We start from the raw sequence: 10181 nt of genomic DNA, 5'->3' as shown, positions 1-10181 counted from the left end.
GTGTTAAAATCGTGAAATAAGCCAAAAAACCCGTAATAAAGCTATTTTGCATATTCATAACCGTTTTATCATCAGCAAAATTAAAATTATTATGATTTTATACAAATATGAAACCAGAACAAAACGGGGAAAATACGTATTTCGAACTTTAAAAGACGTTTTTTCAAAACCAGAAGAAATTGGTAAGTAATTCTGCTATACTTCTGTTTACAAAATACACAAAAGAAAGAGAGCTAAGCATCTATGAAACTTCTTAAAACCATTCTCCTGCTTTTATTCATTGTTATTGGTGTAGCAACAGGCTATTTCCAGCTAGAGCAAAGTAAACAAGAGACGACGAATTCATCTTATGACAAAACCATACACTTTCCGTCAGATCGTTATCCAGAAACAGCGAAACACATAGAAGAAGCCGTTGATGAAGGCCATTCATCCATTTGTACGGTTGATCGTAAAAATAGCGATGAACAGAGAGATCGATCACTTCATGGCATTCCAACAAAGCATGGATTTGACCGGGACGAATGGCCAATGGCGATGTGTAAAGAAGGAGGAACAGGGGCTTCTGTGAAATATGTACGTCCCTCAGATAACAGGGGGGCAGGCTCTTGGGTGAGTCATCAATTGTCAGATGACCCTGATGGTACAAGAATTCAATTTATCATTGAATAGCATCTTTTATTTTTTCTACACTAAAAAATTTTCGCGTAACTGCATGCAGGTATTTCAAACATCTTTTTCATGCCGATAATCCTTAAGGAGGGATATCCTATCTTTTACCTAAAAGGAGTGAAGAAGCATGAATTGCGAAATGACAGAGAACATTAAGCAAATGGCCACTGAAAAAGCAAAAGGGAATTTAAAACTAGGATACGCCGATCTAAATGAAAAGATTGATGGCTCATGGCAAATAAAAGATGACAAGCTTTACAGCGGGTATACCCAAATCAATGACCATGTCACATTGGTTGACCAATTAGCCGACTATACAGGTGATACAATTACTATTTTTCAACGATATAACTTGCTGAACAGAATCCACTAATAAAGGAGTTTTTTATATGAATGATTTAAACCAAACATATTCCCTGTCTATCTCCTATCACCAAATCACCGTATACGCTGGAAGCGAGGTACCCCCTGTTATTGATTGGTCAGATGATGCCATTCATCAAGGATTCGCAACTGGAGATCAAGGTGTTTCTTTTGAAGCCATCAACAATGGAAAGGCTTCTATTATCGTGACATTAAATAGCAAGGAGCCCCCAGTATCCGTTCATAGAGCCATAACGGTGCCATTTACACATTCAAGCGATCAGATTCATATGACAAGCGTCATGGCACAGGTGCTATCTTTCTCCATTCCAAAAGGAGACTATCAGCTCACTTGCTATACATCACATCATCCTGATCAAGATCTCTATTATTTTAATTTTCAGACTGAGTAGACCATAACGATCAAGCCATTTTTCCGCAAAGTCTACCGATTCCCTCATAGCAATAAATACGAATTGGCCAGCCCGATTTGACCTCGATAATGGGTACATCAGGAATGTATAAAATCCTGACCGATCTGATCAAATAATTCTTCTCTTGTGATATCTTGATATTCTTTCCACACCCTCGACCCATTTTCTAAAATAGGGGCTCATCTTGTCATGAGGTCTTGCTGACAGATTTTATACTGAGCTAAGTGAAAGGCTGTATGACTCTCAAATGACGTACCAATCAGCAGCACTGTTGCATCGAGATAATTCATGCGGCCAAGGGGGGATTTTTCCCAAAACCATAAGGAAGAGCATGATGATTCAAATTGGTGTGATAAGCCGATACAAGATTTGCACTAGAAGCTTACATTCTAGAGCAACGTGTAGATCAAACCATTTTCGTTCCTAAAGAGGTGAGACCCTCACCTTCTAAAAAAACACATTTGATTAATAAACAACAAAAAAACCGACACCTTGCTGCCGGTTTCATCATGATGGTCGATGGTGCTTTGGCTTTTTCAGTAATGGAACAAACCCGTTATTTTTTAAGTGATTGTAATGTTCATCCATTCTTTTCGTGATATGTGTGCCTTGTTCCTTTGTTAACACACCATACTGAACATATTTTTCAATGACTTCTTTTCGTTTAGAAAGAATTTGCTGCTCAAGCCCTTCAATTTGTTTTTGTTGTTCTGTCGTTAATTTTACTTGATGCGTCACAGGACGCTTTTCCATTTGAGGTGTTTCTCCGTGAGCCTTTTCCATCTGCAAACCAAATAATAGCATCATCGATAACATGATCAAGCCACTTATTTTTTTCATCTCTGTTGATCCCTCCTTTATTCAATTTTATTTTGCACGCACTTTCCTTTTTTATACATTATTTCACACACCATCGAATTGCACATAATATTCTTATTTTTTTGCTTTTCGTCTGAAAACGTTGTCCTAACCGAAAAAGTGCTATGTAAAAATAGAGGAGGATTCTTAAATGAGTCGTTTTTATCATAGAAAACCTATATGGGTGATGCTTGTTGTGTCTGCTTTCATACTTGTCATGTCTGCTTGCAGTCAATCTAGCTGGTTGACTAGCTATGAAGTCGAAGTGTCAAAGAAGCTTTTAAACGCCTTGACGACAAAGAGGAATTTAAGGAAATGGGCTTTGATTGTATGCTGATCGCCATTCATTCTGAAGTCAAGTGGATGCCGCAGCAAACGATATCGACATCACAGATGACGGGAAGGATAAGTTCACATTTTCAACTCCTTATAAATATTAACGGCTATCGTACGGAAAGGTGATTTGTCTGGTATTAGAACCTAAAGGATTTAAAAGGAAAGAAAGCAGCAGGTGCTGTAACGACCATTTACATGGATGTCGCCCATAAGCACGGTGCAAAGGAAGTCATTTATGATAATGCCACAAACGAGCAATAATTAAAGGATGTAGCGAATGGCCGAACAGATGTCATTCTGAATGACTACTACTTGCAAACACTGGCTCTTGCTGCATTCCCTAAATTAAATTTCATCATTCACCCTGACTTAAAATACATGCCGAATGAACAAGGGTTTGTCGTGAAAAAAACGGAACCATGAAAAAGATTTCTGAGAAATTATTTAACAATGCCAACGTCTCAAAAGAAATTGGATGCTGATGTCAACATTTCCAATTGTGTGACTTCCCAGACTTCAACCAGATGAACGACACCACAGGCAAGGGCAAGAATGGCCATCTACATGCTGACCATCCAATGGTTGCACGTCCTGGCTGCCAAATGACAAGGACGAGGGTCATGATGAAAATCAAGATGGTCAAGGTGACTGATCCAAAAGGGTGAGCTCCTTTCACTTTCCTCATAAAAACTTTATTTATCATACAACGAAACTTAGCGATTGTATGACATTTTCGCATCTCACATGAAAATCGGCAGGTGATCTCGTGCACCTGCGGCTTCCATGTTTATTGATCTTTTTTCATCAGCATCAATTCGATAAATAACTCACATCTCTGGCTAAAATGACTCAAATCAATTGAGGTCATATCAAAGATTTGTTTCATTCGATAGTTTAATGTATTTTGATGAATAAACAACTGCTCCGCCGCTGGCTTTAGTTTGCAATTATTTAATAAGTAAACCTCAAGGGTTTTTAAAAAAGATGTTTGGCTATCGCGGTCTTTTTCCTTCAAACGTAACAAATCTGGATTATAGTCGTTTTTCTTCTTTTGGTGGCTATAAATGGAGTCTAAGAAACGGAAAACTCCCAAATTCTCATAATCATATGGAATAAGTTCTTGTCCCCCGACAATTTTCACTGCCTTCACGACCTCTATCGCTTCAAATCGACTTGTACTCATTTTCATGACATCTCGATATTCCCTTCCCATCCCAATATACAAAGGGGATGGATGTGAATGAGTTTTCGATTGGAGATGAGTGATAACATCAGCGGCAGTTGCTTTCGGTGAGTGGCGGTCTGACAGACTGCCTAATATGACAACGATGTCTGCTTGAACGGAATAGACGTGATTGACCTTATCTTCTAGCTGCAAATAGGTTCTAATCACATCCTTGACATCTTCTGCCGTCTCACTTTTGTTATCGGCGGCGTGGACAACCATGACAGTAAATACAGCTGGAAGTGGAATGCTTAAGTTCTCAGCTTCCCATTTTAGTTCTTCTTCTGTATAAAAATGATCATCCATGACCTTTTTGAAAAATTCTTCAATCTTGCCTTCCTTTGTCTCCATCTGTTTCTTATTTTTATAAATAACTTTTCCAACCTGAAAGGACGCCTCGTGTAAAAATTGCAGCTCCTCCTGGGAGAGAGAATCCTCAATGTCCTGCACCCAAATAAATCCAACAATCTCTTGTTTGTGTTTTGCACTCACAGCCACCCGTCGATTAAAACCGAGCTCATCATGACCACTTACATAAAAAGGATTTGAATCTGTATACAGCCTCTCCATTACCCCTGTTTTTTTTAGCCAATCGACCACAGCTCCCGGGCATTCCTTTGAGAAAATCGTTTGCTGATTGACTGGATCAAACTGCTGAATGCTATAAGAATTATAAGCAAGCAGCTGACATTCTGTGCTTTCTAAAATGACTGGTTTTTTTAAATAGCCGCTAATAAATGCAATTAATTTATCGACATCAAAAAATGTATGAAGCTTTTCTAATATCTCTTCCATACCGATTTCTCCCTGATTAAGTGATACATTCATCATACTGCTTTCTAGTCAGATTTGTATAGAAACAGGTAAAAAAAGCATGAACCCACCTTTACAGGTTCATGCTTTTCCATATTAAAACATTTCACTAATCGTTTTCGCCTGCATGTGTAAAGCGAGGTAATCTGGACCGCCTGCTTTTGAATCTGTTCCTGACATTTTGAAGCCGCCGAATGGGTGGTATCCCACAATTGCCCCTGTACAGTTACGGTTAAAGTAAAGATTCCCCACATGGAACTCCTGCTTAGCACGGTTGATGTGATCACGGTTATTTGTAATGACAGCACCTGTCAAACCGTATTCAGTGTTGTTGGCTACTTTAAGTGCTTCATCAAAGCTTGAAACTTTTGAGAAGGCCAATACAGGTCCAAAGATTTCTTCTTGCATTAAGCGAGATGTTGGCTCGAGATCTGCAAAAATGGTTGGATGGATGAAGTATCCTTCAGAATCGTCACTCGTTCCGCCGGTGACTAAGCGACCTTCCTGCTTGCCAACATCGATATACTCCTTAATCTTGTCAAAAGAAGCCTGATCAATAACAGGTCCCATGTAGACATCAGCAGATAATGGATTAGCTGTTGTTTTCATTTCGGTGATTTCCTTCACTCGCTCGATCACTTGATCATACAGCTTCTCATGTACGACAGCGCGAGATCCAGCCGAACATTTCTGACCTGAAAACCCGAACGCTGATGCAAAAATAGCGTTAGCTGCTAGTTCCACATCGGCATCCTCATCTACAACAACAGTATCCTTGCCGCCCATTTCAGCAATCACACGTTTTAAATGCTGCTGTCCTGGCTGAACTTTTGCCGCGCGTTCAAAGATACGCGTACCTACCTCTCTCGACCCAGTGAATGTAATGAGGCTTGTTTTCGGATGATCGACTAAGTAATCTCCCACTTCTGCTCCGCTTCCTGGTACAAAGTTCACAACACCCTTTGGAAGACCTGCTTGCTCAAGCTCTTCAACAAAACGAGCAGCGATGACAGGGGTAGCACTTGCTGGTTTTAATACGACTGTATTCCCCGTTACGATTGGGGCTACTGTTGTTCCTGCCATGATCGCAAATAAGAAATTCCATGGCGGAATCACGAGCGTCACGCCAGTTGGTGTGTATACGTATTGATTTCGTTCGCCTTCACGGCTGTTAACAGGTTTACCTTTGGCCAGCTCTAGCATTTGGCGGGCATAATACTCTAGAAAGTCAATCGCTTCTGCTGTATCTGCATCCGCTTCATTCCATGGTTTCCCTGCTTCTTTGACAAGAAGTGCCGAGTACTCATGCTTTTTACGGCGAATGCTTGCAGCTGCACGGAATAGCACGCCTGCTCTTTCTTCTGGAGAGGTATAGCGCCATGTTTCAAATGCTTTTGCGGCAGCTTGAACCGCTTGTTCTGCCTCTTCCTTCCCAGCCTTTGACACGGTTCCAACGACTTCATCCTTTTTTGCCGGATTGATTGATACAATCTTGTCTTTTGTTTCGATTCTTTCTCCGTTAATCACTAGCGGATATGTTTGACCAAGAGATTCTGTTACTTTTGCTAATGCTTGTTCAAACACTTGGCGGTTTTCTGCCTGGCTAAAATCCGTAAATGGTTCATGCTTGTAAGGTGTTGTCATTTTTGTCACGCTCCCGTTTCAAATTATTTTCTCGTCATCCCTTTTAAAGCAAATGCAATGTTTGCCGGTCGTTCTGCAAGACGTCTCATGTAGTAGCCATACCACTCTCGTCCATACGGTGTATAGACCCTCATTTGATAGCCTTCTTTCACAAGCGCTTGCTGCGTTTCTGATCTCATGCCATACAGCATTTGAAATTCAAGTTGATTTGTCTGTATATTGTGTTTTTTCACAATATTTTTCGTGAACTCTATCATTTGATCGTCATGTGTCGCAATGGCTGTATAGTTCCCTGACAGTAATTGCTTTTCGATCAGCTTCTTATAATTCCGATCGACATCTTTTTTGTTTGAATACGCCACTTCGGCGGATTCCTTATAGGCACCCTTTACAAGTCTTAAAAATGGCTGTAACTCATTTAGGTCATCAATATCTTTTTCTGTTCTGTACAAATACGCCTGAAGAACCGTACTAACATACTCATATTGAGATTTCATCTCTTTAAAAATGTCCAGCGTTTTTTGACAGCGCTGTTCATCCTCCATATCAATTGTCACCATGATACGATGTTTCTCTGCGGTATCTAATATGCTTCTCATATTGCGATACACAAGGTCATCATCAATATCTAGTCCAAGTGACGTCATTTTGAGTGATACGTGGGAATTGAGTTTGGCCTCAGCAATTCGCTGAATGGTTTGAATACACTCATTCGTCCGCTCATTTGCAATCTCAGCCTTTGTGACAAACTCACCAAGGTGATCGACTGTCACCGCCATTCCTTGATCATTTAATCGTTTAATCACAGGGACGGCACTATCAAAATCTTTCCCCCCGATGATTTTCTTTGATGCAACAGCACTTCCCCAATTACGAGCGATATGGTTCAAGAGACTGTTCTTTGACAAAACCAAGAAGAAATTTCTTGTGACCGACTCCATAAAGGGCACCTCCCACTCTTTGTAAGCTATGTCTTTATTGTAAAGCTCATAAGCTGTCCGCTACAATATTTGAAGGTGACAAAAATTCTGACTTTTTTTGTGGTTTTATCACAATAAGAGATAAAAAAGAGACTGCCGCTAATCAACTGGCTCTTCCTCGCTTATGCCCACACCTCATCAAGGGTAGACTGAAGTAACTCATTAAATTCTTACGTTAGATTGTCTTTCGGCTGTTTGTAGCTTTTCACCAAATCTTGAAAAAGAGCCAGCTCTTTGTCGATAAAGGGGGAACATAGGCGAGACGATTCTCTACAACCATTTCTTTTCCTTCCATTTTGCGTTTTAGCAGTTCATGAATCTCTGCTAAAAGCGGTTCATCCTCCACAAGTAGCATTTCTTGTAAATCCATAGGAGGAACAGTTAACGTATAAAAAACGAACATCATAATAATCACTATCCGTCGAAGGGAACCCCCACGCCTGATTCGACTGCAAGGCAAATCTTTACGTCATATGTTTCTTCAATGATTTTCAGCTCTTCCTTGATCCTGTTTCTCATTTTCAATCAACTCTTTCTTTAGAAATCTGCATGACTTCTTCACATTTTGGGAAAATACGAATAAGGCATATATGAAAAAGGAGTTGGACCTGATGTCTATATCTCGGATTATGAAATGGATTACTGGGATTTTTGAAGCCTGCCTTGCCATCCCCGTGATTGGAGGACTATTTGTCATCAGCAATGGCTATACACCGCTCATGGTCATGCTGATTCTGCATATTATCACACTCGGCTTGTCGAAGCAAGACCACGGACCAATGATTGGAAGTATCGTCGGAATTGTCACATCGTGCCTAGCCTGGATTCCAATTGTCGGATTTATCCTTCATATCATCACAGCCCTTGTCCTCATCATCACGGCGTTAGTGCCTGATGAAAAAACGAGACAGAATACGAGTTATTAAAAAAAGAGGCCCTCACCCTGAGCGGCCCCTTTCTTTTTTTTCAGCAAATACTTTTGTAAAAAGGACAGCTTCTCTGTTTGAAAAGCCGGTATAAACTCATGACCAAAATACCGATAAACCATCAGCTCTTCCTCTGTCTCTAAATGATTGTATGCCGCAAACACAGTGGATGGTGGTGTCACTTTGTCATCAAGACCGATCGACATCAATGATGGCTGGTTCACTCAACCTGCTAAATTGATTAAATCAAAGTAGCTTACTTAATGTCTCAAATGCCTTTTCTTCGGCTTCTGGATCACTGTTTCTTCGAAAGTATGAATTAATTTCTAAATAAGGCTGCTCCAAAGCCACATCCACTGCACGCTCAAAGTTTGATAAGTATGGGTAATTAGCCGCAACGGCCTTTGGAATGTCTGAAAGTGTCGTAGCTGCAATCGCTAATGCGCCCCTCTGACTCCCACCAATCACACCGATAGATAGAAAGCCATTTTCGATGTGCTATAGACAAAACCTTCTGACATTTCTATTGGCAAAGGTGACAGAAACCTTTATGATTAAGAAACTGGCTTGATGCATAGATGACATCAGGAAATATCTACCAACAATTACACGCAAGAGAAAGAAGGAGGAATCGACATGAACATCGCCCTTGTCCAAATGGACGTACAAATTGGAAAACCTGATGTAAACTTTAAGAAAGCAGAGGCGTTTCTAGAAGAAGCGATGCGTCAACAGCCTGATATGATTATTTTACCAGAAATGTGGAATACAGGATATGCATTAGAACAGGCAGATCAGCTTGCCGATGTAAACGGCGAACGCACAAAACATCTCTTCTCTTCCTTTGCCCGCAATCACCAAGTGTATCTCATCGCAGGAAGTATACTAAATAAACGGGCAGAAAATGAAGACATCACCAACACGATGTATGTGTTTAACCGCCAAGGCGAGCTTGTGTTAGATTATGACAAAATTCATTTATTCCGCTTAATGGATGAGCACAACTATTTAACCGCTGGTGATCAGCTTGGTTTATTTACCTATCATGAACATGTGAAGATCGGCGCGATGATCTGCTATGACCTTCGCTTCCCGCAACTTTCGAGAACACTTGTAAACAAAGGAGCGAAAGTGCTCGTCAATACCGCCCAATGGCCGTCAGCAAGAGTGGATCATTGGCGCAGCCTGCTCATCGCAAGAGCGATCGAAAACCAGTCTTTTATGATTGCTGTCAACCGGACGGGCACAAGTAAAGACACTAAATTTCCTGGACATTCCATGGTGATTGACCCACTTGGCCGTATACTGCTTGAGACAAACGATGAAGAAGACATTTATTATGCAGAAATTGACCTTCAGCTAGTTGATGAAGTGAGAAAACAAATTCCTGTCATGACGGATCAACGTCTGGATGTATATTAGAAGCAAGGGACAACCAGCTTTCTGTATTTGATTAAACGTTTGTTTAACTCGCTTGATGAAAGGTCCATTAGTGCTTGAACGGCTTTCGTTAAATACCGTTCTTCTACATAAGCGGTTTTTGGAAAAAAAGAAGGAGGAGCTCTGTCAGCATTTGCTTCATTTTCAATTGTTCGTGTTTGACAGGAAGAGATAGGATAGCCAGATACAGCTTCCCAGCAAGTAAAAGCCTTTCTAGCTCACGGGGTGATTCTTATATCAATAGAAAAAAGTCTACCTCAGACGGGACTGACCCCCGTTTTTGAGACAGGGATCAAAACACCTTTATACAGCCAATTGCCGATAGTTTATCGGTGATTGGTTGTTTAGTTTTGTTTGAATACGAATGTTGTTTATAATAATAAATGTATTCTTTGACAGTGCGTTCTACGATGTTGGTCGTAGTTCGATCAATCCTGTTAAGATAGAACGTTTCAGACTTTAGTGAGGAATGGAACGATTCGATGGAGGC

12 protein-coding genes and 4 pseudogenes are annotated in these 10181 nt (G+C 40.5%); 6 read left to right on the top strand and 10 right to left on the bottom strand.

The features are described from left to right. Positions 1-243: 243 nt before the first annotated feature. From LC033_RS01665 to comJ, 3 genes are all read left to right on the top strand, one after another. On the top strand, positions 244-672 hold the full coding sequence (locus LC033_RS01665; protein ID WP_226566558.1) for a NucA/NucB deoxyribonuclease domain-containing protein: 429 nt from the start codon (positions 244-246) through the stop codon (positions 670-672). A 127-nt stretch (positions 673-799) separates the two neighbouring features. Next, positions 800-1045, top strand: coding sequence for a hypothetical protein (locus LC033_RS01660; RefSeq protein ID WP_226566557.1), 246 nt, complete (start codon positions 800-802; stop codon positions 1043-1045). A 16-nt stretch (positions 1046-1061) separates the two neighbouring features. Continuing rightward, positions 1062-1448 (top strand): competence protein ComJ, encoded by a 387-nt coding sequence (gene comJ / locus LC033_RS01655; RefSeq protein WP_226566556.1) that lies wholly within the window; start codon positions 1062-1064, stop codon positions 1446-1448. A gap of 200 nt (positions 1449-1648) precedes the next feature. Here the strand turns inward: comJ and LC033_RS01650 are convergent, their stop codons facing one another. Continuing rightward, positions 1649-1759: an AAC(3) family N-acetyltransferase gene (locus LC033_RS01650; protein ID WP_264188594.1), complete on the bottom strand. Its 111-nt coding sequence runs from the start codon at positions 1757-1759 to the stop codon at positions 1649-1651. A 217-nt stretch (positions 1760-1976) separates the two neighbouring features. Continuing rightward, a complete protein-coding gene (locus LC033_RS01645) occupies positions 1977-2309 on the bottom strand; it encodes a YckD family protein (protein WP_226566555.1) in 333 nt (110 codons plus the stop codon). 205 nt (positions 2310-2514) lie between these two features. On the opposite strand from LC033_RS01645, the pseudogene LC033_RS01640 reads away from it, so the two are divergent. Next, positions 2515-3145 (top strand): annotated as a pseudogene (locus tag LC033_RS01640) (transporter substrate-binding domain-containing protein). 2 nt (positions 3146-3147) lie between these two features. Here the strand turns inward: LC033_RS01640 and LC033_RS01635 are convergent. The 6 genes and pseudogenes from LC033_RS01635 to LC033_RS01610 all read right to left on the bottom strand — a co-directional run. Then, positions 3148-3285 (bottom strand): ArsB/NhaD family transporter, encoded by a 138-nt coding sequence (locus LC033_RS01635; RefSeq protein ID WP_264188599.1) that lies wholly within the window; start codon positions 3283-3285, stop codon positions 3148-3150. 165 nt (positions 3286-3450) lie between these two features. Then, positions 3451-4683 carry a PucR family transcriptional regulator gene (locus tag LC033_RS01630; RefSeq protein WP_226566553.1) on the bottom strand — a complete coding sequence of 411 codons (1233 nt, stop codon included), beginning with the start codon at positions 4681-4683 and terminating at the stop codon, positions 3451-3453. Between the two features lie 114 nt (positions 4684-4797). Continuing rightward, on the bottom strand, positions 4798-6345 hold the full coding sequence (pruA, locus tag LC033_RS01625; RefSeq protein ID WP_226566552.1) for an L-glutamate gamma-semialdehyde dehydrogenase: 1548 nt from the start codon (positions 6343-6345) through the stop codon (positions 4798-4800). 23 nt (positions 6346-6368) lie between these two features. After that, positions 6369-7286 carry a proline dehydrogenase family protein gene (locus LC033_RS01620; RefSeq protein ID WP_226566551.1) on the bottom strand — a complete coding sequence of 306 codons (918 nt, stop codon included), beginning with the start codon at positions 7284-7286 and terminating at the stop codon, positions 6369-6371. A 244-nt stretch (positions 7287-7530) separates the two neighbouring features. Beyond that, complete coding sequence (locus LC033_RS01615; RefSeq protein WP_264188593.1) at positions 7531-7695, bottom strand: nucleotidyltransferase domain-containing protein; 165 nt, start codon at positions 7693-7695, stop codon at positions 7531-7533. Next, a pseudogene (locus tag LC033_RS01610) lies at positions 7685-7844 on the bottom strand (DNA polymerase beta superfamily protein); the annotation flags it as partial. The gene LC033_RS01615 and the pseudogene LC033_RS01610, both read right to left, overlap by 11 nt. A 92-nt stretch (positions 7845-7936) precedes the next feature. Between LC033_RS01610 and LC033_RS01605 the strand changes: the two are divergent. Beyond that, positions 7937-8251, top strand: a complete 315-nt coding sequence (locus LC033_RS01605) for a hypothetical protein (protein WP_226566549.1) — start codon at positions 7937-7939, stop codon at positions 8249-8251. Here the strand turns inward: LC033_RS01605 and LC033_RS01600 are convergent. Beyond that, positions 8248-8725, bottom strand: a pseudogene (locus LC033_RS01600) (acetylxylan esterase); the annotation flags it as partial. The gene LC033_RS01605 and the pseudogene LC033_RS01600 sit on opposite strands and share 4 nt — an antisense overlap. 162 nt (positions 8726-8887) lie before the next feature. On the opposite strand from LC033_RS01600, the gene LC033_RS01595 reads away from it, so the two are divergent. Further along, on the top strand, positions 8888-9673 hold the full coding sequence (locus tag LC033_RS01595; RefSeq protein WP_226566548.1) for a carbon-nitrogen family hydrolase: 786 nt from the start codon (positions 8888-8890) through the stop codon (positions 9671-9673). 321 nt (positions 9674-9994) lie between these two features. Here LC033_RS01595 and LC033_RS01590 read toward each other — a convergent pair. Beyond that, positions 9995-10181, bottom strand: a pseudogene (locus LC033_RS01590) (IS3 family transposase); the annotation flags it as partial.

Source organism: Bacillus stratosphericus (genome assembly GCF_020524495.1).
Taxonomy (GTDB): Bacteria; Bacillota; Bacilli; order Bacillales; family Bacillaceae; genus Bacillus; species Bacillus stratosphericus_B.
Note: the sequence above shows the minus strand (reverse complement) of the source record. Positions and strands in the feature narration are given on the sequence as shown.

What these genes read in the sequence shown, in the direction of transcription:
- pruA (WP_226566552.1), bottom strand. Translation starts at nt 6,345, where the DNA reads ATGACAACACCTTACAAGCATGAACCATTTACGGATTTTAGCCAGGCA.
- LC033_RS01635 (WP_264188599.1), bottom strand. Translation starts at nt 3,285, where the DNA reads ATGACCCTCGTCCTTGTCATTTGGCAGCCAGGACGTGCAACCATTGGA.
- LC033_RS01605 (WP_226566549.1), top strand. Translation starts at nt 7,937, where the DNA reads ATGTCTATATCTCGGATTATGAAATGGATTACTGGGATTTTTGAAGCC.
- LC033_RS01650 (WP_264188594.1), bottom strand. Translation starts at nt 1,759, where the DNA reads ATGAATTATCTCGATGCAACAGTGCTGCTGATTGGTACGTCATTTGAG.
- LC033_RS01665 (WP_226566558.1), top strand. Translation starts at nt 244, where the DNA reads ATGAAACTTCTTAAAACCATTCTCCTGCTTTTATTCATTGTTATTGGT.
- comJ (WP_226566556.1), top strand. Translation starts at nt 1,062, where the DNA reads ATGAATGATTTAAACCAAACATATTCCCTGTCTATCTCCTATCACCAA.
- LC033_RS01595 (WP_226566548.1), top strand. Translation starts at nt 8,888, where the DNA reads ATGAACATCGCCCTTGTCCAAATGGACGTACAAATTGGAAAACCTGAT.
- LC033_RS01660 (WP_226566557.1), top strand. Translation starts at nt 800, where the DNA reads ATGAATTGCGAAATGACAGAGAACATTAAGCAAATGGCCACTGAAAAA.
- LC033_RS01630 (WP_226566553.1), bottom strand. Translation starts at nt 4,683, where the DNA reads ATGGAAGAGATATTAGAAAAGCTTCATACATTTTTTGATGTCGATAAA.
- LC033_RS01645 (WP_226566555.1), bottom strand. Translation starts at nt 2,309, where the DNA reads ATGAAAAAAATAAGTGGCTTGATCATGTTATCGATGATGCTATTATTT.
- LC033_RS01620 (WP_226566551.1), bottom strand. Translation starts at nt 7,286, where the DNA reads ATGGAGTCGGTCACAAGAAATTTCTTCTTGGTTTTGTCAAAGAACAGT.
- LC033_RS01615 (WP_264188593.1), bottom strand. Translation starts at nt 7,695, where the DNA reads ATGGATTTACAAGAAATGCTACTTGTGGAGGATGAACCGCTTTTAGCA.